This window comes from Delftia sp., assembly GCF_059499305.1.
Window position 1 is genome coordinate 27,631 of record NZ_JCABYI010000021.1, and the last position, 20,532, is coordinate 48,162.

General features: G+C 70.8%; 15 protein-coding genes. 9 read left to right on the plus strand and 6 right to left on the minus strand.

Features of this window, described 5'->3' with window-relative positions; translation table 11 throughout:
• The first annotated feature begins 24 nt into the window (after nt 1–24).
• From cobW to AC5I49_RS12535, 4 genes are all read left to right on the plus strand, one after another.
• Entirely contained in the window at nt 25–1,074 is a 1,050-nt protein-coding gene (gene cobW, locus AC5I49_RS12520) for a cobalamin biosynthesis protein CobW (RefSeq protein WP_017407718.1), read from the plus strand.
• Nucleotides 1,075–1,103: 29 nt separating this feature from the next.
• Nucleotides 1,104–4,922, plus strand: coding sequence for a cobaltochelatase subunit CobN (gene cobN, locus AC5I49_RS12525; RefSeq protein WP_495789447.1), 3,819 nt, complete (start codon nt 1,104–1,106; stop codon nt 4,920–4,922).
• On the plus strand, nt 4,919–6,052 hold the full coding sequence (locus AC5I49_RS12530) for a magnesium chelatase ATPase subunit I (RefSeq protein WP_495789448.1): 1,134 nt from the start codon (nt 4,919–4,921) through the stop codon (nt 6,050–6,052). Before cobN ends, AC5I49_RS12530 begins: the two co-directional genes overlap by 4 nt.
• A 209-nt stretch (nt 6,053–6,261) precedes the next feature.
• Nucleotides 6,262–6,723: a vWA domain-containing protein gene (locus AC5I49_RS12535; RefSeq protein WP_495789449.1), complete on the plus strand. Its 462-nt coding sequence runs from the start codon at nt 6,262–6,264 to the stop codon at nt 6,721–6,723.
• Nucleotides 6,724–6,741: 18 nt separating this feature from the next.
• On the opposite strand, the gene AC5I49_RS12540 is transcribed toward AC5I49_RS12535, so the two are convergent.
• Both AC5I49_RS12540 and AC5I49_RS12545 read right to left on the minus strand, forming a co-directional pair.
• Nucleotides 6,742–7,815, minus strand: a complete 1,074-nt coding sequence (locus AC5I49_RS12540) for an ATP-binding protein (protein ID WP_016448780.1) — start codon at nt 7,813–7,815, stop codon at nt 6,742–6,744.
• Nucleotides 7,812–8,546 (minus strand): response regulator, encoded by a 735-nt coding sequence (locus AC5I49_RS12545; RefSeq protein ID WP_016448779.1) that lies wholly within the window; start codon nt 8,544–8,546, stop codon nt 7,812–7,814. Before AC5I49_RS12545 ends, AC5I49_RS12540 begins: the two co-directional genes overlap by 4 nt.
• A gap of 380 nt (nt 8,547–8,926) precedes the next feature.
• Between AC5I49_RS12545 and AC5I49_RS12550 the strand changes: the two genes are divergently transcribed.
• Together AC5I49_RS12550 and AC5I49_RS12555 are read left to right on the plus strand one after the other, a co-directional pair.
• Nucleotides 8,927–12,067, plus strand: coding sequence for a multidrug efflux RND transporter permease subunit (locus AC5I49_RS12550; protein ID WP_495789450.1), 3,141 nt, complete (start codon nt 8,927–8,929; stop codon nt 12,065–12,067).
• A gap of 374 nt (nt 12,068–12,441) precedes the next feature.
• Nucleotides 12,442–14,067 carry an ABC-F family ATP-binding cassette domain-containing protein gene (locus AC5I49_RS12555; RefSeq protein WP_495789451.1) on the plus strand — a complete coding sequence of 542 codons (1,626 nt, stop codon included), beginning with the start codon at nt 12,442–12,444 and terminating at the stop codon, nt 14,065–14,067.
• On the opposite strand, the gene AC5I49_RS12560 is transcribed toward AC5I49_RS12555, so the two are convergent.
• Nucleotides 14,064–14,771: a Crp/Fnr family transcriptional regulator gene (locus AC5I49_RS12560; RefSeq protein ID WP_017407025.1), complete on the minus strand. Its 708-nt coding sequence runs from the start codon at nt 14,769–14,771 to the stop codon at nt 14,064–14,066. The two genes, AC5I49_RS12555 and AC5I49_RS12560, sit on opposite strands and share 4 nt — an antisense overlap.
• A gap of 116 nt (nt 14,772–14,887) precedes the next feature.
• On the opposite strand from AC5I49_RS12560, the gene AC5I49_RS12565 reads away from it, so the two are divergent.
• From AC5I49_RS12565 to AC5I49_RS12575, 3 genes are all read left to right on the plus strand, one after another.
• Nucleotides 14,888–16,540 carry an adenylate/guanylate cyclase domain-containing protein gene (locus AC5I49_RS12565; RefSeq protein WP_495789452.1) on the plus strand — a complete coding sequence of 551 codons (1,653 nt, stop codon included), beginning with the start codon at nt 14,888–14,890 and terminating at the stop codon, nt 16,538–16,540.
• A 150-nt stretch (nt 16,541–16,690) separates the two neighbouring features.
• Nucleotides 16,691–17,050 (plus strand): DUF4148 domain-containing protein, encoded by a 360-nt coding sequence (locus AC5I49_RS12570; RefSeq protein WP_012207534.1) that lies wholly within the window; start codon nt 16,691–16,693, stop codon nt 17,048–17,050.
• Nucleotides 17,037–17,492 (plus strand): DoxX family protein, encoded by a 456-nt coding sequence (locus AC5I49_RS12575; RefSeq protein WP_223275169.1) that lies wholly within the window; start codon nt 17,037–17,039, stop codon nt 17,490–17,492. The genes AC5I49_RS12570 and AC5I49_RS12575 overlap by 14 nt, the downstream gene beginning before the upstream one ends.
• A 177-nt stretch (nt 17,493–17,669) precedes the next feature.
• Here AC5I49_RS12575 and AC5I49_RS12580 read toward each other — a convergent pair whose 3' ends face one another.
• The 3 genes from AC5I49_RS12580 to AC5I49_RS12590 form a co-directional block, all read right to left on the minus strand.
• Entirely contained in the window at nt 17,670–18,344 is a 675-nt protein-coding gene (locus tag AC5I49_RS12580) for a GntR family transcriptional regulator (RefSeq protein WP_012207532.1), read from the minus strand.
• A gap of 70 nt (nt 18,345–18,414) precedes the next feature.
• Entirely contained in the window at nt 18,415–19,470 is a 1,056-nt protein-coding gene (locus AC5I49_RS12585) for a threonine aldolase family protein (RefSeq protein WP_016448772.1), read from the minus strand.
• Nucleotides 19,470–20,471 carry a tripartite tricarboxylate transporter substrate binding protein gene (locus AC5I49_RS12590; RefSeq protein WP_061289498.1) on the minus strand — a complete coding sequence of 334 codons (1,002 nt, stop codon included), beginning with the start codon at nt 20,469–20,471 and terminating at the stop codon, nt 19,470–19,472. Before AC5I49_RS12590 ends, AC5I49_RS12585 begins: the two co-directional genes overlap by 1 nt.
• Between the last annotated feature and the right edge of the window lie 61 nt (nt 20,472–20,532).

Sequence of the window (20,532 nt, forward strand, 5' to 3'; positions counted from 1 at the left end):
CCCCTTTTTTCTGGAGAACCTTCCATGCAAACCGCCAAGATTCCCGCCACCATCGTCACCGGCTTCCTGGGCAGCGGCAAGACCACGCTGCTGCGCCACATCCTGGACAACGCCGATGGCCGGCGCATTGCCGTCATCGTCAACGAGTTCGGCGAGCTGGGCATCGACGGCGAGATCCTCAAGGGCTGCGGCATCGGCTGCGACGACGAGGGCAACGAGCGCGAAGGCGCGCTGTACGAGCTGGCCAACGGCTGCATGTGCTGCACGGTGCAGGAAGAGTTCTTCCCCGTGATGCGCGCGCTGGCCGAGCGCCGAGACCAGATCGACGCCGTGATCATCGAGACCTCGGGCCTGGCCCTGCCCAAGCCCCTGGTCCAGGCCTTCCAGTGGCCCGAGATCGCCAACGTGTTCACTGTGGACGCGGTGGTCACCGTGGTGGACACGCCAGCGGCCGCCAGCGGCCAGTTCGCCGCCAATCCCCAGGCCGTGGACGAGCTGCGCCGCGCCGACCCCAACCTGGACCACGAGTCGCCGCTGCACGAACTCTTCGAGGACCAGCTGGGCGCGGCCGACCTGGTGGTGCTCAACAAGACCGACCTGGCCGATGCCGAGGCCCTGGCGCGCGTGACCGCCCTGGTGCGCGAGGAACTGCCGCCCGAGGTCAAGATCGTGCAATCGTCCCAGGGCCGCCTGCCGCTGGACGTGGTGCTGGGCCTGGCCAAGGCGGCCGAGACCACCATCGACCAGCGCGTGAGCCACCATGACCACGACGAAGACCATGACCACGACGACTTCGACTCCTACGTGATCGACCTGCCCGCCGTGGACCGCGACCGCCTGCTGGCCGCGCTGGAGACGCTGGTGGAGCAGCACAGCATCCTGCGCGTCAAGGGCTTTGCCGAGATCCCGGGCAAGCCCATGCGCTGGCTGCTGCAGGGCGTGGGCCGCCGCTTCGACCACCATTTCGACCGCGCCTGGCGCGAGGGCGAGGCACGCGGCACGCGCCTGGTGTTCATCGGGCAAGACCTTGACGAAGCAGCGCTGCGCAAGGGCCTGGAGAATGTGGCCGCCTGACCTTCCGATTCCGTACTGAAACCTGTTCCATGCACCTGCTGTCCACGCGCCCCGGCGGCTTTGTCGAGGATGAGAGCATCGTCACCCGCCTCGACCAGACGCCGGCCGACATCGTCATCCTGAGCTCGGCCGACACCACGCTGGCCCTGCTGTCCTCGGCCGTGGCCGCGCTGGCCGGGGCGTCGGCGGACTTTCCCTCGGTGCGGCTGGCCAATCTGCTGTACCTGCGCCAGCCGGCCTCGCTGGACCTGTATGTGGACGAGGTGCTGCGCCATGCCCGCGTGGTCATCGTGGACCACCTGGGCTCGGAATCGGCCTGGCCCTACGGCATCGAGCAGATCGGCTCGCTGGCGCGCCGCAAGGGGCAGCGCCTGGCCATGTTCTCGGGTGACCTGCAGGAAGACCCGCACCTGCTGGCGCGCAGCACGCTGCCGGCCGCCGCCTGCCGCCAGCTGTGGCAGTACCTGCGCTCGGGCGGCGCGGCCAATGCGCGCGAATTCATCAAGGCCACCGTCTACCACGGGCTGGACCGGGGCGATGCGCCGCTGCCGCCGCGCACCCTGCCGCAGGCGGCTGTCCACGTTCCCCCGGCGCTCTTCGCTGCCCGGAGCCATGCCCAGGTCCAGGCCCATGACGTGGCCGGCATCGACGACCTGCAGCGCGCCTGGACGCCGGGCGCGCCCACCGTGGCCCTGGTGTTCTACCGCTCCCACCTGCTGGCGGGCAATACGGCGGCCTTCGACGCCATGGCCCTGTCGCTGCAGCAGCGCGGCATGAACCCGCTGCCCGTGGCGCTGGACTCGCTCAAGGACCCGCTGTGCCTGGCCACGCTGCGCCAGCTCTGCGAAGACCATGCCGTGCAGCTGGTGCTCAACACCACGGCGTTCTCGGCGCTGGAATCGGGCACGGCCCTGGCCGGCGATGCGCCCGTGCTGCAAGTCATTGCCAGCGGCGGCAACCGCGAGGACTGGTGGGCCGACAGCCAGGGCCTGCGCCCGCGCGACATCGCCATGCAGGTGGTGCTGCCCGAGATGGATGGCCGCATCATCACGCGCGCCATCAGCTTCAAGGGCCTGTCCCACCGCTGCGCCTTCACCCAGGCCGACGTGGTGGCCTACCAGCCCGAGCCCGACCGCGTGGACTTCGTGGCCGACCTGGCCTGGCGCTGGTGCCGCCTGCGCAGCCTGCCCGCGCGCGACAAGCGCCTGGCCCTGGTGCTGGCCAACTATCCGGGCAGCGAAGGCCGCATCGGCAGCGGCGTGGGGCTGGATACGCCAGCCTCGGTGATCGCCATCCTGCAGCACCTGGCTGCCGAAGGACACGAGCTGGGCGACCCCGCGCAGCTGCCCGCCGATGGCGAGGCGCTGATGCACACCCTGCAGCAGGGCATTGCCAACGACCCGGCCCAGTGGCCGCTGCGCCCGGCCTGGCAAAGCTATGCGCTGGACGAGTACCTGGCGCGCCTGGCCGCGCTGCCGGACGGCATGGCCGACGCCATCACGGCGCGCTGGGGCGCGCCCGAGGCCGACCCGCTGCTGCGCCAGGGCCGCTTCATGATCGCGGGCCTGCGCCTGGGCCATGTCTTTGTCGGCATACAGCCGGCGCGTGCATTGGTCGGTAAAGGCATGGGCGCGCAGGACTATGCGAGCTACCACGATGCCGAACTGGTGCCGCCCCACAGCTACCTGGCCTTCTACTTCTGGCTGCGCGACCGCTTTGCCGTGGACGCCATGGTCCACGTGGGCAAGCATGGCAACCTCGAATGGCTGCCGGGCAAGAGCCTGGCGCTGTCGGGCGCGTGCTGGCCCGATGCCATCCTCGGCCCGCTGCCGCACCTGTACCCCTTCATCGTCAACGATCCCGGCGAAGGCGCCCAGGCCAAGCGCCGCAGCCAGGCCGTGATCATCGACCACCTGATGCCGCCGCTGACGCGCGCCGAAAACCACGGCCCGCTGCAGGACCTGGAGCGCCTGGTGGACGAGTACTACGACGCCCTGCTGGTCGATGCGCGGCGCGGCGCGCTGCTGCGCCGCCAGATCCTGGACATCGTGCGCCGCCAGCACCTGGACCAGGAGCTGGACCTGGCGCCCGGTGCCGCGCAGGACGACGATGCCGTGCTCGAACGCATAGACGCCTACCTGTGCGAGCTCAAGGAAACCCAGATCCGCGACGGCCTGCATGTCTTCGGCGCATCGCCGCAAGGGCGCCAGCGCCGCGACACGCTGCTGGCGCTGGCGCGCTTCCCGTCGGACGAAGGCCAGGGCCTGATACAGGCGCTGGCCGCCGACCTGCTGGACAGCCCCGGGTTCGACCCGCTGCGCATGGAGCCTGCACGCCCCTGGACCGGCGCGCGCCCCGCCGCACTGCAGGCCGTGAGCGACGAGCCCTGGCGCCATGAAGGCGACACGCGCGAGCGCCTGGAGCTGCTGGCCCAGCAGTTGCTGGAAGGTGAGGCCCCGGCCGGTGACTGGCCGCAGACGCGCGCTGCGCTGCAACAGGTGCATGCCGTACTGGCTCCCGCGCTGGACGCCTGCGGCGGCGAGGAACTGCGCCAGCTGCTGCGCGGGCTGCAGGGCCGCTTCGTGCCGCCCGGGCCCAGCGGATCGCCCTCGCGCGGGCGGCCCGACGTGCTGCCCACGGGGCGCAATTTCTACACGCTGGACACGCGCGCCATTCCCACCCAGGCCGCCTGGGAGCTGGGCCAGCAGGCCACGCTCAGGCTGCTGGAGCGCTATCTGCAGGAGCATGGCGAGTACCCGCGCACCCTGGGCCTGTCGGTCTGGGGCACGGCCACCATGCGCACGGGCGGCGACGACATCGCCCAGGCCTTTGCGCTGATCGGGGTGCGACCCAAATGGGCGCCCGGCAGCCAGCGCGTGGTGGACTTCGAGGTGGTGCCGCGCGTGGGCATGGGCCGGCCGCGCGTGGATGTGACGCTGCGCATCTCGGGCTTTTTCCGCGATGCCTTCCCGGGCGCCGTGCAGATGTTCGACGCGGCCGTGCAGGCCGTGGCCGCGCTGGACGAAGACGCCGAGGACAACCCCATACGCGCGCGCATCCTGGCCGAGGCCGAGCAGCTGCAGGCGCAGGGCATGGACGCCGTGCAGGCCCGCCTGCAGGCCGGCTGGCGCGTGTTCGGCGCGCCGCCCGGCCACTACGGCTCGGGCCTGGGCGGACTGTTCCAGAGCGGCGACTGGCAGGGCGATGCCGACCTGGCCCAGGCCTACCTGGGCTGGAGCCAGCATGCCTACGGCCAGGACGCCGAGGGCGTGCCCGCAGGCGATGCGCTGCGCCGCCGCCTGGGCGAGCTCGACGTGGTGGCCCACAACCAGGACAGCCGCGAGCACGACATCCTCGACTCGGGCGACTACTTCCAGTTCCAGGGCGGCATGGCCTCGGCCGTGCGCCACCTCTCGGGCCGCCAGCCCGCGCTCTACCACGGCGACCATGCCAACCCGGCCCAGCCGCGCGTGCGCTCGCTCAAGGAGGAGATTGCGCGCGTGGTGCGCTCGCGCGTCACCAATCCCAAGTGGATGGACGGCGCCAAGCGCCACGGCTACAAGGGGGCCTTCGAGATGGCGGCCACGGTGGACTATCTCTTCGGCTTCGACGCCACCACGCAGCAGGTGGGCGACCACCAGTACGCCCTGGTGGCCGATGCCTATGTGCTGGATGCGGCCACGCGCGACTTTCTCGTGCAGCACAATCCGCAGGCCCTGCGCGACATGCTGGAGCGCCTGCTCGAAGCCATGCAGCGCGGCCTGTGGGAGCAGCCCGGCGACTATCGCCAGCAGCTGGAAGACCTGCTGCTGGAACATGAAAACCACCTCGAAGGATTGCGCGCATGACCGCATCTCCTGACCTGGGCAGCGGCGCCCAGCCCGCGCTGCCGCCGCTGTTTCCCTTTGCCGCCATTGCCGGCCAGCCCCTGCTGTGCCAGGCGCTGCTGCTGGCCGCCATCGACCCGCAACTGGGCGGCGTGCTGATCGAGGGGCCGCGCGGCACGGCCAAGTCCACGGCCGCGCGCGCGCTGGCCGAGCTCATCGATGCCGCGCCCTTCGTCACGCTGCCGCTGGGCGCCTCGCTGGAGCATCTGGCCGGCTCGCTGGACCTGGGCCAGGCCATGGCCGGCCATGCGCTCAAATTCGCGCCCGGCCTGCTGGCGCGCGCCCATGGCGGCGTGCTCTATGTGGACGAGATCAACCTGCTGCCCGATGCTCTGGTCGATGTGCTGCTGGATGCGGCCGCCAGCGGCGTCAACGTGGTCGAGCGCGACGGCATCTCGCACCGCCACGCGGCGCGCTTCGTGCTGGTGGGCACCATGAACCCCGAGGAAGGCCAGCTGCGCCCGCAGCTGCTGGACCGCCTGGGCCTGTGCGTGCGCCTGGCCAATGTGCAGGATGCGGCCCAGCGCCAGGCCATCGTGCGCGCGCGGCTGCTGTTCGATGCCGACCCGGCCGCCTTCCGCGCCCGCCATGCAGACGCCCAGGCCGCGCTGGCTGCCCAGCTGCGCACGGCACGCGAGCGCCTGCAGCCGGCCGGCGCGCTGCCCTGGTCCGACGCGGTGCTGCAGGCCGCAGGCGCGCTGTGCATTGCCGCCCAGGTGGACGGCCTGCGCGCCGACCTGGTGCTGCTGCGTGCCGCACGCGCCTGGGCCGCCTGGCTGGGCGATGCCGAGGTCACGCCCGACCATGTGCAGGCCGTGGCCGAGCTGGTGCTGGTGCACCGCCGCAAGCCGGGGGCGCCGCAGCCGCAGCCATCCCCACAGCAGGCGCCATCGAATCCGCCTTCGCAGTCGCCGGCACAAAGCCGGCCGCCTGCCCAGGCCACGGCCAACGGCGAAAGCGGCAGCCAACCCTCCGAGGCCGACTGGGGCGCCATGCCGCCCGAGCCCGTGGGCCTGCTGCGTGTCGCCGTGCCTTCGTTGCTGGCCCGCGAGGCCGCAAAGCCCGGAGCGCCCGCCGCAAAAAAAGCCTGAGCCCTCGCGGCCCCGCGCCACAGGCAAGGGATGCGAGGGCGGGCCAGCAGGCGGCCAGCCAGCCCCGGCTGGCCCAGGCGCAAGGCGGGCCGCCCACCGGCAGCTGGGACTGGCCGCGCACGCTGGCCGCGCGCGGCGCCCAGGCGCTGGCGCCCGAACATCTGCAGCGCCGCCGCGAGCCGCCCCAGGCCACGCGGCTGCATTGCTTTGTGCTCGATTGCTCGGCCTCCATGGCCGCCAGCGGCGCACTGGCGCGGGCCAAGGGCGTGCTGCTGTCGCTGATGGAAGAGGCCTACCGCCGCCGCGAGCAGGTGGCGCTGATCTGCTTTGCGGGCACGCGCGTGGAATTGCGCCTGCCGCCGCGCAAGGCTGCGGCCTGGAATGACGACTGGATCGCGCCCATCGGCGGGGGCGGCGGCACGCCGCTGCAGGCGGCCGTGGAGCATGCGGGCCAGTTGCTGCAGCGCCATTGCGGCGCAGAGGCCTCCTGCCAGGGCTGGCTGTGGCTGCTCACCGACGGCCGCACGCGCGAGCGGCCCGCGCGGCCTGCGGCGGCGCAGGAGGCGGGCATCGTGGACTTCGAATCAGGCCGCGTGTGCCTGGGCCGGGCGGCTGCGCTGGCCGCCGCCTGGGACGCACGCCATGTGCGGGCCGATGATTTCGCAGGCTGATCTGCGGCTCTGACGAGGTCAGGCCGGCCAGCTCAGCTCGAACAGCGCGCCGCCGCGCTCGCCCGGCAGGCATTGCGCCCGCCCGCCATGGGCCTGGGCAATGGCCTGGACCACGGCCAGGCCCAGTCCGCTGCCCTTGCTGGCCCCCACGCCGGCGTTTTTGCGGCTGCGGGCGCCTTCGCCGCGCTGGAAGGCGTCGAAGATGCGCGGCGCAAGGTCCGCCGCCACGCCGGGGCCGCTGTCTTCCACGCGCACGGTGCACAGGCCCTGGCGCACGCGCGCGGCCACCAGCAGGGGGCCGGGCTGCGCATACAGCATGGCGTTCTCCAGCAGGGCCAGCAGGGCCTGGCGTATGCGCACGGGGTCGCAGACCACGGGCTGCTCGTCCAGCTCCAGCGCCAGTTGCAGGCCCGCCTGCTCCAGCGCCGGCCCCACGGCCAGGGTCACCGATCGCACCTCGCCGGCCAGGCAGGTCTGGCGCAGCTCCAGATGCAGGTGGCCGTTGTCCTGCAGGCCCAGCAGGCGCAGATCGTCGATCAGGCGGGTCAGCCCCTCGACCTGGGTCATCAGGCTGGCCAGCATGTCCTTGCTGGGCAGGAAGACGCCATCGGACAGGCCTTGCAGCCGTCCGCTGAGAATGGTCACGGGCGTGCGCAGCTCATGGGCGATGGCCGCGCTCCAGAAGGCGCGCTCCTGCGCCATGCCTTCCAGGCGCTGGGCCAGGCTGTTGAAGTCGTGCACCAGCTGGGCGGCCTCGTGCAGCGCGCTGTCGTCGGTGTGCGCGCGCGCCGAGAGGTCGCCCTGGGCCAGCTGGCGCAGGCTGATGGCCACCGAGTCCAGCGAGGGCAGGATGCGCCGCGACAGCCGCGTGGCCACGAAGATGGCGATCAGCAGGGCGATGACCAGGGTCAGCAGCACCCAGGCCAGCTCCACGCTGGAGGGCATCCAGCCGTCGGAGACGCTGGCCGGGTGAAAGGTCAGCAGCAGTGCATAGAAGGCGTACGAACCCAGCACGCACAGCACGACCACGGCCAGCGTGACGGCCGACATGGTCAGCACCACCTGCCGGCGCAGGCCCGGCACTGCGCTCATGGGTCCATCCCCAGCCGGTAGCCCACGCTGCGCACGCTGTCGGGCATGCCCTGCAGGCCCAGGCCTTCGAGCTTCTTGCGCAGCTTGCTGATGTGGCTGTCCACGGTGCGTTCCAGCGTGTGGCCTTCGGGCAGGCAACTGAGCAGCAGCTCGGCGCGGCTGAACACGCGCCGGGGCGAACGCACCAGGCTGGCCAGCAGGTTGAATTCGGTCACGGTGAGTTCGGGCACATGCGTGGCGCCCTGCACCTGCACGCTGACCTCGCGGCTGTCCAGGTCCACGCGAAAGGGGCCGGCCTGCAGCAGCTTGGTATCGCGGAGCCGGCCCTGGCCGCAGCGGCGCAGCACGGCCTGCACGCGCGCCACGACCTCGGCCGCATTGAAGGGCTTGCCCACGTAGTCGTCCGCGCCAATGCGCAGGCCGATGAGCTTGTCCACGTCCTGGTTGAGGGCGGTGAGCATGATGACGGGCGTGTCGCCGCGCCGGCGGATTTCGGACAGCACCTGCCAGCCGTCGAGGCGTGGCATCTGCACGTCGAGAAGAACGAGATCGGGTTTCAAGTGGTGGTGCAGTTCAAGGGCCTGCTGGCCATCGGCGGCATGGACGGTGCGCAGGTCGCTGCGGGCCAGGTAGGCGCACAGGATGTCTGCGATCTCGGGCTCGTCCTCGGCAACGAGGATGAGCGATGTCGATGGCTGGAAAGGCAAGGGCTGGGCAATGATAGAAGCCATTTTGGGTCGCGGCGGCGGCTGTGTTCATCTCCATCGTTCTTCCACATTTCCCGGGCCGAAATGCCATCGAAAGAACGCAAGCTGTTTCCCTGTGCCGCCGCCATTGGCCGGCATGCGAAACAAAGCGATGAATATGAAGTCACAGCGGCAGTGCCGTATGAGCGGGTGGAGCGGTCAGCTTTTGCAGCGGCTCCCTGAGTGAATGGCCCTTGCGGCAACACGCCGCAGGCCGAAGCCGCACCGGCAGGAGTTTCCTTCATCCCCATGCCTCCTGGCAATCTGGATTTGCATCCGGATGGCCCCTCAGATGATTCGGCGCCAGGCGCCGTATTTTTTCCGCAGCGCGCCCTGGCGCGCATTGAAAACCAGACCTCGCGTCCATGCCACAGTTCTTCATTCACCGGCCCGTCTTTGTCTGGGTCATCGCGCTGTTCATCGTGCTGCTGGGCGTGCTCGCCATCCCGCAATTGCCGATATCGCGCTATCCCACGGTGGCGCCGCCCACGGTGAGCCTGTATGCCACCTACCCGGGCGCCACGCCCAAGACGCTCAATGATTCCGTGGTCTCGCTGATCGAGCGCGAGCTGTCCAGCGTCCGCCACCTGCTGTACTTCGAGTCCTCGGTGGACACCTCGGGTTCGGCCGAGATCAAGGCCACCTTCAAGCCCGGCACCAACCCGGAGCTGGCCCAGGTGGATGTGCAAAACCGCATCAAGGCCGTGGAGCCGCGCCTGCCGCAGGCCGTGCGCCAGAACGGGCTGCAGGTGGAGTCGGCCACGTCGAGCTTTCTGCTGCTGGTGGGCCTGATCTCGCCGGGCGGCGAGTTCGACGAGCTGGCACTCAATGACTACATGGCGCGCAACATCGTGGAGGAGCTGCGCCGCATCGAGGGCGTGGGCCGCGTGCAGCTGTTCGGTACCGAGCAGGCCATGCGCGTCTGGGTCGATCCGGCCAAGCTGATTTCCTACGGGCTGTCCATGGGCGACCTCACCCAGGCCATACAGCAGCAGAACATGCAGATCGCCCCGGGCCGCGTGGGCGATGCGCCGACCGCGCCGGGCCAGCGCGTGACCACGCCGCTGACGGTGCAGGGCCAGCTGACCTCGCCCGCGCAGTTCGCGGCCATCGTGCTGCGCGCCCATGCCGACGGCTCCCGCCTGGTGCTGGGCGACGTGGCGCGCGTGGAGCTGGGTGCACAGTCCTATGCCTTCTCCAACCGCGAGGACGGCAAGCCCGCCACCAGCGCCGCCGTGCAGCTGTCGCCGGGTGCCAATGCCGTGCGCACGGCCGCTGCCGTGCAAAAGCGCATGGCCGAGCTGGCCTCCATCCTGCCGCAGGGCATGCAGCACACCATCTCGTTCAACACCGCGCCCTTCGTCAAGATCTCCATCGAGAAGGTGGTGCAGACCCTGGTCGAGGCCATGGTGCTGGTCTTCCTGGTGATGTACCTGTTCCTGCAGAACCTGCGCTACACGCTGATCCCGGCCATCGTGGCGCCCGTGGCGCTGCTGGGCACCTTCGCCGTGATGCTGGTGGCGGGCTTTTCCATCAACGTGCTGACCATGTTCGGCATGGTGCTGGCCATCGGCATCATCGTGGATGACGCCATCGTCGTGGTGGAGAACGTGGAGCGCCTCATGGCCGAGGAAGGCCTGTCGCCGCGCGATGCCACGCTCAAGGCCATGAAGGAGATCACGGGCGCCATCATCGGCATCACCCTGGTGCTGACGGCGGTGTTCATTCCCATGGCGTTCGCCAGCGGCTCGGTGGGCGTGATCTACCAGCAGTTCACGCTGTCCATGGCCGTGTCCATCCTGTTCTCGGCCTTCCTGGCCCTGAGCCTGACGCCGGCGCTGTGCGCCACCTTGCTCAAGCCGGTGGCGGCAGGCCACCATGAGAAGAAAGGCTTCTTCGGCTGGTTCAACCGCGGCTTCGAGCGGCTGACGAACCGCTACGAGGTCCATGTCACGGGCCTGGTGCGGCGCACGGGCCGCATGATGCTGCTGTTCGCGGCCATCGTGGCCATCCTGGTGTTTGCGCTGCGCCAGCTGCCCTCGGCCTTCCTGCCCGAGGAGGACCAGGGCTACTTCATGACCTCCATCCAGCTGCCGGCCGATGCCACGGCCGAGCGCACGCTGGACGTGGTCAAGCGCTATGAGGAGCATGTGGCGCAGCGCCCCGGCATCGCCTCCAGCATCTCGGTGCTGGGCTTCAGCTTCGCGGGCTCGGGCCCGAACGCGGCCATGGCCTTCACCACGCTCAAGGACTGGGACCAGCGCAACGGCGCCACGGCCGGCGAGGAAGTCTCGCTCGCGCAAAAGGCCATGGAACACGCGCCCGAGGGCGCCATCATGGTGCTGCAGCCCCCGGCCATCGACGAGCTGGGCACTTCCTCGGGCTTCACCATGTACCTGCAGGACCGCACGGGCCAGGGCCATGCCGCGCTCAAGTCGGCCACCGACCAGTTGCTGGCGCTGGCCGGCAGCAGCAGCGTGCTGGGCTCGGCCTACCAGGACAGTCTGCCTTCGGGCACCAGCGTGCGGCTGGAGATCGACCGCCAGAAGGCCCAGGCGCTGGGCGTGGGCTTTGCCGCCATCAGCGAGACGCTGTCCACGGCCATGGGCTCGCTGTACGTCAACGACTTCCCCAACGCCGGGCGCATGCAGCAGGTCATCGTGCAGGCCGACGCGCCCGCGCGCATGCAGATCGATGATGTGCTCCGGCTGAACGTGCGCAACGCTGCGGGCGGCATGGTGCCGCTGGCCGAGTTCGCCACGCCCGTGTGGTCCGAGACGCCGCTGCAGCTGGTGCGCTACCAGGGCTTCCTGGCGTCGCGCATCTCGGGCACGCCTGCGCCCGGCACATCCAGCGGCGCGGCCATGGCCGAGATGGAGCGGCTGGTGGCCCAACTGCCGCCCGGCTTTGCCGTGGCCTGGACCGGCCAGTCGCTGCAGGAGCGCCAGTCGGCCGCGCAGGCGCCCCTGCTCATGGCCCTGTCCATGCTGGTGGTCTTCCTGGTGCTGGCCGCGCTGTACGAGAGCTGGTCCATCCCGCTGTCGGTGATGCTGGTCGTGCCCCTGGGCCTGCTGGGCGCGGTGGCGGCCGTGCTGCTGCGCGGCATGCCCAACGATGTGTTCTTCAAGGTGGGCCTGATCACCATCATCGGCCTGTCGGCCAAGAACGCCATCCTGATCGTGGAATTCGCCAAGCAGCTGCGCGAGGAAGGCCAGGACCTGCGCGAGGCCGCCATCAAGGCCGCGCGCCTTCGGCTGCGGCCCATCCTCATGACCTCGCTGGCCTTTGCGCTGGGCGTGGTGCCGCTGATGCTGGCCTCGGGCGCCAGCGCCGAGACCCAGCACGCCATCGGCACGGGCGTGTTCGGCGGCATGGTCAGCGGCACGGTGCTGGCCGTGTTCTTCGTGCCCGTCTTCTTCGTCTTCGTCCTTGAATGGCAGCGGCGCATCGCCGGGCCGCGCTGCAGTGCGCGCCGGCCGCCGCCTGCTGCCGACCCTGGAACCTGAACCATGCCCCTCTGGATCGCGCTCAACGCCCTGTGCTTTCAGGGCCGCCCGCCGGCACAGTCTTCGAACCCTTGCGCGCCATCGGCGCCTGCAGCCCCCGCGCGGCAGGCCGGGCCCACCGGACCCGAGCCGCCGCGTGCAAACGCAGGTGCGCATGCCGGCCCCCTTGGCGCCGACGGCGCCGATGGCGCCCCCTTCGGCACGGCCAGCACGTCCGTCCCATGATTTCTATAATGGCGGCTTCGTTCGCCATTGCAGGAGGTATTCGTCCCATGCGCCATTGATGCTGCCGCTATCCCAGCGGCCCGCTTTTCCCGACCCTGCCCACGGCATGCGCAATGCATGCAAAGCGGCAAGGAACTGCGTTGGCATCCATGAACCGCGATATGACGAATACCACGATCACGCTCGACGGCGTTTCCTGCGTGCTGCCCGATGGCAGCCCCCTTTTCTCCGATCTTTCCGAAACCCTGGACCATCGCCGCACCGGCCTGGTGGGGCGCAACGGCGTGGGCAAGTCGCGGCTGGCGCGCATCCTGGCCGGGCTGGATGCGCCCTCGCAGGGCCGCTGCCTGCGCTCGGGGCAGGTGCTGTACCTGGCCCAGCGCACGGACTGGCACGGCCAGCCTTCGGTGGCGGCGCTGGCCGGGCTGCAGCCCGCGCTGGAGGCGCTGGCGCGCATCGAGGGCGGCAGTTGCGAGCCCCGCGACTTCGAGCTGCTGGCCGACCGCTGGGACCTGCGCCAGCGCCTGCAGGCCCAGCTGGAGCTGGCGGGCCTGGGCCATCTGCGTGCCGATACGCCGGGCCACGCCCTCAGCGGCGGCGAGGCCATGCGCGCGGCCCTGGCGGGCGCGCTGCTGTCGGGCGCCGACCACCTGGTGCTGGACGAGCCCAGCAACCACCTGGACCGCGAAAGCCGCCAGGCCCTGGCCGCGCAGCTGCAGCGCTGGCCCGGTGGCCTGGTCGTGGTCAGCCATGACCGCAGTCTGCTGCAGGGCATGGAACGCATCGTGGAGCTGTCGCCGCAGGGGCTTCGCAGCTACGGCGGCGGCTACGCCTTCTATGCCGAAGCCAAGGCGCGCGAGATGGCCTCGGCGGTGCAACTGCTGGAGCAGCGCAAGCTGGAGCGGCGCCGCGAAACGCAGCAGTTGCGCGAGCAGCAGGAGCGCCAGCAGCGCCGCGAGGCGCGCGGCCGCCGCCAGGGCCAGGAGGCCAACCAGGCGCGCATTCTGCTGGACCGGCAAAAGGAGCGCAGCCAGGTGTCGGCCGGCCGCCTGCGCCGCCAGCAGGCGGACACGCGCGAGGCGCTGGACCAGCGCGTGCGCGAGGCGGCGCGCCAGATCGACCATCAGGCGGCCATCCGCATGCAGACGCAGCCACCGGCCGGTGCTCCCTGCGACGTGGTGGCGCTGCTGGACGATGTGCTGCTGCCGTTTTCGTTGTCCACGGGGCCGCGCCTGAACCTGTCTCTGTACGGCGGCCAGCGTCTGGCCGTGACCGGTCCCAACGGCTGCGGCAAGACGCGCCTGCTCGATGTGCTGTCAGGCCGCCTTGCGCCCCAGGCAGGCGAGGTGCGCCGCATGCAGGCCTGTGCCTACCTGGACCAGCGCCTGTCCCTGTTGCAGCCCGGGCGCACGGTGATGGAGCAGTTGCAGGACGCCTGCCCCGGCACCCCCGTGGATGTGCTGCGCACGCGCCTGGCCTGGCTCGGACTGGCGGCCCGACAGGTGGAGCAGCCCGCGGGCCGGCTCAGCGGCGGCGAGCAGCTCAAGGCCGCCATGGCCTGCGCGCTGCATGCCGAGCCGCCCGCGCCCCTGCTCCTGCTGGACGAGCCCTGCAACCACCTGGACCTGCCTTCCCTGCAGGCGCTGGAGGCCATGCTGCGCGGCTACCAGGGCACGCTGGTCGTGGTCTCGCATGACGAGGATTTTCTGCAGGCCATCGGGCTGACCGACCGCCTGGTGTGGTCGCCGCAGGGCTGGCGAATGGAGCCCGCCTAGCTTTCCTGCGCTATCAGCGCCTGCAGTGCGCGCACATCGGTCACCAGCAGCGCCTGGCGCCCCTCCTTGCGCAGCAGGCCGCGCCGGGTGAGGGCTCCCAGCTCGCGCGTGACCTGCTCGCGGTTGGTGCTGATCTTGCTGGCCAGCACCGAGTGCGAAGGCACGGGGCTGATGAGGGCCGTGTGCTCGGGCGAGACGCCCGCCTCCCGGGCCAGGCGCAGCAGCTCCCTGTGCAGGCGCGTGGGCACGCCCAGGGTGCTCAGCTCCATGACGCGGTCGGTCAGCCGGCGCACCAGGCCGGCCAGGCCCTCCATCATGCGCAAGGCGATGGCAGGCTCGCGCGCCAGCAGGGCCAGGAAGTCCTGGCGCGAGAGGCTGGCCAGCAGCGAGGATTCCAGGGTGACCACATCGGTGGAGCGGGCCTGGCCGTCGATGGCCGCCAGGTCGCCGAAGTGCTCGCCGGGCCCGTAGTCGCGGAAGCTGACCTCGCGCCCGCCCGGCGAATAGGTGGTGATGCGCACGCGCCCGCTGACCAGGAAGAACACGTCGCTGCCCGTGGAGCAGCGGCTGAACACGGGCTGGCGGGCCTGCAGCGGGCGCCATTCGCAGTCGGCCGCGATGCGGTCCAGGCTGGCGCTGCCCAGGCCCTCGAACAGGGCGATGCCGCGCAGGGCGAAGCTGGAAGGCGGGGTAGGGTGGGCCATGGAACCAATAGCGGGCGGAATGTACAAAGATTCTGGATCGGGCTGCGCTGTCCCAAGTTCCTTCAAGCCGCCATTGTTCCTGTCTTGTCCTGCCGTCGGGCGCATCATCCGTTTCCATGGCCCGTGTCCTTCCTCCGTCCCTGCCGTCCCTGCGCAGTCTCCACTGGTCCACCGGCCTGGTGCTGTGGACCTATGCGGCGCTGCACCTGTCCAACCATGCCCTGGGCCTGGTCTCGCTGGCCACGGCCGAGGCCGTGCGCGAGCTGGTCCACGGCGTGTGGCGATCCCTGCCCGGCAGCCTGCTGCTCTACGGCGCGCTGGCCGTGCACATGGGGCTGGCGCTGCAGGCGCTGGCGCGGCGGCGCAGCCTGCGCATGCCGGCGCTGGAGGCCGTGCGGCTGCTGCTGGGACTGGGCCTGCCGCTGCTGCTGGCCCTGCACGTGCCGGCCACGCGGCTGGCGCAGGAGGCCTGGGGCGTGGACCCCTCGTATGCGCGCATCGTGCGTTCTTCCTGGAATCCGTCCAGCATGGCCATCCAGCTGCTGCTGATGACGGCTGCCTGGACCCATGGCTGCATGGGCCTGCACATGGCCCTGCGTGCGCGCGGCTGGTGGCGGCGCTGGCAGCCGCTGCTGCTCACGGCCGCCGTGCTGCTGCCCGTGCTGGCGGCGCTGGGCATCGTCTCCATGGCGCGCGAGATCGCGGCGGCCGGCCTGCCAGCGCCGGCCGGCCCCTCGCCCGAGGCATCGCAGTGGCTGCGCGCGCTGACAGCCGGGCTGCGCCAGGGCTGGCTGGCCTGCCTGGCCGCGCTGCTGGCCGGCCCCTGGCTGTGGCGGCGCATGCGCCTGCGCGGCGCCCGCCAGGTGCTGCTGCACTATCCGGGCCGCACCGTGCAGGTGGCCCAGGGCATGAGCGTGCTCGAAGCCAGCCGCGAGCATGGCATTGCCCATCTGTCGCTGTGCGGCGGCAGGGCGCGCTGCTCCACCTGCCGGGTGCGCGTGTCCGGCCCGGCGGCCCACCTGCCTGCGCCGGGGCGGGACGAGCGCCTCACGCTGGAGCGCGTGGGCGCGCCGCAGGACGTGCGGCTGGCCTGCCAGCTGCGGCCCACGGGCGATGTGCAGGTGGCCCCGCTGTTCCGCTCGCCGGCAGCCGCCCAGGCCGGGCGGGGTGACGGGCAGCGCGAGGTCCGCGAAGTGCGCGCGGTGGCCATCCTGTTCGTGGACCTGCGCCGCTGGTCGGGCCTGGCCGAGCGGCAATGGCCCGTGGACCTGTCCTGGGTGCTGGACCAGTATTTCGAGCGCGTGGGCCAGGCTGTGCACGACAGCGGCGGCATGGCCAACCAGTTCATCGGCGACAGCGTGATGGCCATCTTCGGGCTGGATACCGACCTGGACACGGCCTGCCGCCAGGCCGTGCAGGCCAGCGCCCTCATCGACCGGCGCATGCAGGAATGGAGCCACACCTTCGAGGCGCAGTTCGGCCAGCCGGTGGATTTCGGCATGGGCCTGCATGCGGGGCGCGCCGCCGTGGGGCGCGTGGGCTTCGAGCACACCACCACCTTCACGGCCGTGGGCGAGGTGGTCAACACGGCCAGCCGCCTGCAGGAATACACCAAGAGCGCCCAGGCCCGGCTGGTGCTGTCGCTGGAGGTGGCGCGCCGCGCGGGCGTGGCCGATGGCCTGGGCGAAGTCCGGCAGGTGCAGGTGCGCGGGCGCTCCGAGCCCTTGCAGGCCCTGCATGTGGCGCGGCCCGGCCTGCAGTGGCCCTGAGCGTGGATGGTGAGCGTGGACAGTGAGCGCGGGAACCGGTGAGTTTGCGCAAAGCTGTGCGTTTAGGCACTGACGTGCAGGCGGGCGAAGACGAGACTGCAGCCATGCAGAACGCAATCACGCGCTGCAGGATTTGACAAAGGATTCGCCATGAAGCACGCAAAGACCCTCTTCGCCATCGTTTCCCTTTCCTCCGCCTTGTGGTCGGGCATGGCCTCGGCCGCACCGGCCGCCACGGTATCTGCAGAAACCTGGTTCGGCGCCGAGCCCGTCGCCTCCGGCCCCGCGCTGTCGCGCGCCGAAGTGCAGGCTGACCTGGCCCTGTGGAACCGCGCCGGCCTCAACGTCTACCGCGAGTCCGACGTGAACCACTGGGATGCCGACTACCAGCAGCGCCTGGCCCAGTACCAGCGCATGCGCAGCGGCCCCGAGTACCTGGCCGAAGTGCAGCGCCTGGGCGGCTCGGTGAAGGCGGCCGAAGGCCAGGGTTCCGGCCGTGTCCCGGGCTGATGCGATGACGCGCGCCGCCACGCATCGCGCTGCCCACGCCGCAGCATCGCCCTGGGCCGACTTCGCACCGCTGCTGGCCCGGGTGCTGCTGAGCCTGCTGTTCATCTACAGCGGCATCGGCAAGCTGATGGGGCCGGAGGGCACCATGGCCTATATCGCCAAGGCGGGCCTGCCGCTGCCCATGCTGTCGTATGCCATGGCGCTGGTGGTGGAGCTGGGCGTGGCCACGGCCCTGCTGCTGGGCTGGCGCACCCGCGAGGCCGCGGCCGTGATGGCCGTGTTCAGCGTCATGTCGGCGCTGATGTTCCACAACCAGTTCGGCGACAAGGGCCAGCTGGTGCAGTTCCTGAAGAACCTGGCGATCGCCGGGGGATTCGTGCAACTGATGCTGGCGCCCGTGGCGCGCTGGAGCCTGGACGCGCGGCGCAAGGCCTCGCGTTGAGCACGAGCCAGCGATCCCTGGCGCTGTGCGTTACCCATAGCCCATGAAACCGGCGCGCCCGAAAAGCCAGGGACACCGAGGAAGGGCAGCCCCGCCCCGAAGGTGTCGTCCCCCTCCCTCGCGAAGCGAGTAGAGAGGGGGAAGGCGCGTAAGCGCCTCAGGGGGTGTCTATTGTTTTCACACCTTGATGCCCTTTTCAGCCAGGCGTCGGGCGTAGGCGGCCAGGATCAGCCGCTCCGAATGCACCAGGTAGTCATTGAGCGCGGCAGCGGCCTCGGCCGGCTTGCCGTCCTCGAATTGCTGCAGGATGCGCGCATTCATGTCCACATAGGGGGCATGCAGGAAGTGCGGGTCGCGCAGCAGGCCGAAGGCCAGCCGCAGCTCGGCCAGCAGGTGCTCGAACATGGTGTCCAGGCGCTCGCTGTCGGCCAGCTGCACCACGGCCTTGTGGAAACTCATGTTGGCCGTGCCCACGCCCGACCAGTCCTGGGCCTCGCGGTGGCGCTGGGCCGCCTCCACGGCTTCGCGCATCAGGCTGCGCGCCGGGTGCATGGGATAGGCCTGGGCCAGGGCCTGGCACTCCACCATGCGGCGCACGCGGTAGATGTCGATGATGGAGGCGATGCTGGGCGCCGCCACCGACACGCCCTTGTTGGGCTCGTGCACCAGCAGGCCTTCCTTGGTCAGCAGCCGGAAGGCCTCGCGCAGCGTGTTGCGCGAGATCTGCAGGCTTTCGCTGAGCGAGGCTTCCGACAGCTTCTGCCCGGGCTCCCAGGCACCATCGATGAGCTTGCTGCGCAGCTGCTCGGTCACGCGGTCGGTCAGGTTGAGGATGTCGGTGCTGCGGGTCATGGTGGTCGGGATGCAAGGGCCAGAGCGCAGTGTAGCCAGCGCCGGGCCGGTCGCCGGTTTCGTGCAGTGCTCAGGTGGGGTGTTGCAGCCTGGCGAAGGCCTGCAGCGTGCTGTCCACGGCGGCATCGTCGATATGGCGGTGCGTGACCAGGCGCAGCAGGCCGGCGCTGCCCGTGCGCACCAGCACGCCGGCCTGGGCCAGGCGTGCTTGCCACAGGCGCGCTTCGGCCGCGCTGGTGTCAACGCGAACCTGGACGATGTTGGTCTGCGGCAGTTCGGCCGCGCACCATGCCGGGTCGATGGCGCGCAGGCCCTGGTGCAGGCGGCAGGCGCGCGCATGGTCGTCGGCCAGGCGCTCGACCATGTGCTCCAGCGCCACCAGCCCTGCCGCCGCAATCACGCCGGCCTGGCGCAGGGTGCCGCCGAGCATGCGCCGTATGGTGCGCGCCCGCGCGATGAAGTCGGCCGGCCCCATGAGCACCGAGCCCACGGGCGCGGACAGCCCCTTGGACAGGCAGACGGTGACCGAGTCCGTGTGCGCAGCCATCTCGCGGCAGGACAGGCCCAGTGCCACGGCGGCATTGAACAGGCGCGCGCCATCGGTGTGCACGGGCACGCCATGGCGGCAGGCCAGCGCATGCACGGCGGCCAGCGCCTGGGGCCCGGCCACGGTGCCGCCCCGCGCATTGTGCGTGTTCTCCACGGCCACCACCGCGCTGGGGCAGCGTGCGGAGATGGCGGTGTCCAGCGCCGCCTCCAGCGCGGGCAGGGCGATCAGGCCGCCGTCGCCGGCCAGGCTGTGGTAGTGCATGCCGGTCAGGCCCGCGGCGGCGCGCTCGGCGTTCAGCAGATGGCTGCCGGCCTCGGCCAGCACCTCGCCGGGCATGCGGCCATGGGCGAGCACGGCCACCAGATTGCCCATGGTGCCGCTGACCACGAACAGGCCCGCAGCCTTGCCGAAGCGCTGGGCTGCGGTCTCCTCGAGCGCGCGCACGGTCGGGTCGCCGTCCAGGCCGTCATCGCCCAGCGGGGCGCGGGCCATGGCTTCGAGCATCTGCGGCGTGGGGCGCGTGACGGTATCGCTGCGCAGGTCGATGGCGTCGGGAAGAGGGTGCAGGCTGGACATCAGTCGGCCTTGATGTTGCGTTCCTTGACGACGCGCGCCCAACGCGCCGCGTCGGTCTCCATCTGGGCGCCGAACTCTGCCGCAGTGCGGGGCGTCAGCTCCAGCCCCAGGGACTGCAGCTTGGCCTGCAGCGCGGGCGTGGCCATGGCGCGGGCCACGGCATCGTGCAGCGTGGTCTGGATGCCGGAGGGCAAACCGGCAGGCCCCAGCAGGCCGAACCAGTGCAGCACGGTCAGGCCGCGCACGCCGCTTTCGCCCAGCGTGGGAACCTGGGGGAGGGCCGGCGAGCGTTGGGCGCTGGTGGTGGCCAGGGCGCGCAGCGCACCGCTTCGGATATGCGGGATCACGGTGGGTGCCGAGGCGAACATGCTCTCGGTATGCCCGGCAACCACATCGGCAATGGCCTGCCCAGAGCCCTTGTAGGGGATGTGGGTGATGAAGGTGCCGGTCTGCTGCTTGAACAGCTCACCCGCCAGATGCGTGGCCGTGCCCGTGCCGCCCGATGCAAGGTTGAGCCGGCCCGGCTGCGCCTTGGCCAGGGCCACGAATTGCTTCACGCTCTGCGCCTTGAAATTCGGGTTGACGGCCAGCACCAGCGGCGATGATCCGATCAGGGCCACGGGCGTGAAGTCCTTGAGCGCGTCGTAGGGCGTCTTGTACAGGCTGGGCGTGATGGTGTGCGGCATGTCGGCCATCAGCAGCGTGTAGCCGTCAGGCGCGGCCCGCGCCACCATTTCTGCGCCCAGCATGGCCGAGGCCCCGGGCCTGTTGTCCACGACCACGGGCTGGCCCAGTTCACGCGACAGTTCCGTGCCCAGCGCGCGGGCGATGTTGTCCGAGCCGCCACCGGCCGTGTAGGGAACGATGATGCGCACGGGCTGCGCCGGCCATTTCTGCGCCGGCGCAAGGCCGGGCAGGGCAGCGGCGGCCAGGATGAGCAGGCGGCGTGGCACGCCGCGGTGGGAAGCGCAGGGCACAAGGCGGTGGCGTTCGGCAGGCATGGCGAGAACTCCTTGGTGCGGCGAGAGAAAGAAACCATCGCGGCCCGGCCCGCAAGCCGCC

What these genes read in the sequence shown, in the direction of transcription:
- AC5I49_RS12565 (WP_495789452.1), top strand. Translation starts at nt 14,888, where the DNA reads ATGGCCCGTGTCCTTCCTCCGTCCCTGCCGTCCCTGCGCAGTCTCCAC.
- AC5I49_RS12570 (WP_012207534.1), top strand. Translation starts at nt 16,691, where the DNA reads ATGAAGCACGCAAAGACCCTCTTCGCCATCGTTTCCCTTTCCTCCGCC.
- AC5I49_RS12560 (WP_017407025.1), bottom strand. Translation starts at nt 14,771, where the DNA reads ATGGCCCACCCTACCCCGCCTTCCAGCTTCGCCCTGCGCGGCATCGCC.
- AC5I49_RS12590 (WP_061289498.1), bottom strand. Translation starts at nt 20,471, where the DNA reads ATGCCTGCCGAACGCCACCGCCTTGTGCCCTGCGCTTCCCACCGCGGC.
- AC5I49_RS12540 (WP_016448780.1), bottom strand. Translation starts at nt 7,815, where the DNA reads ATGAGCGCAGTGCCGGGCCTGCGCCGGCAGGTGGTGCTGACCATGTCG.
- AC5I49_RS12550 (WP_495789450.1), top strand. Translation starts at nt 8,927, where the DNA reads ATGCCACAGTTCTTCATTCACCGGCCCGTCTTTGTCTGGGTCATCGCG.
- AC5I49_RS12545 (WP_016448779.1), bottom strand. Translation starts at nt 8,546, where the DNA reads ATGGCTTCTATCATTGCCCAGCCCTTGCCTTTCCAGCCATCGACATCG.
- AC5I49_RS12580 (WP_012207532.1), bottom strand. Translation starts at nt 18,344, where the DNA reads ATGACCCGCAGCACCGACATCCTCAACCTGACCGACCGCGTGACCGAG.
- cobW (WP_017407718.1), top strand. Translation starts at nt 25, where the DNA reads ATGCAAACCGCCAAGATTCCCGCCACCATCGTCACCGGCTTCCTGGGC.
- AC5I49_RS12555 (WP_495789451.1), top strand. Translation starts at nt 12,442, where the DNA reads ATGAACCGCGATATGACGAATACCACGATCACGCTCGACGGCGTTTCC.
- cobN (WP_495789447.1), top strand. Translation starts at nt 1,104, where the DNA reads ATGCACCTGCTGTCCACGCGCCCCGGCGGCTTTGTCGAGGATGAGAGC.
- AC5I49_RS12585 (WP_016448772.1), bottom strand. Translation starts at nt 19,470, where the DNA reads ATGTCCAGCCTGCACCCTCTTCCCGACGCCATCGACCTGCGCAGCGAT.
- AC5I49_RS12530 (WP_495789448.1), top strand. Translation starts at nt 4,919, where the DNA reads ATGACCGCATCTCCTGACCTGGGCAGCGGCGCCCAGCCCGCGCTGCCG.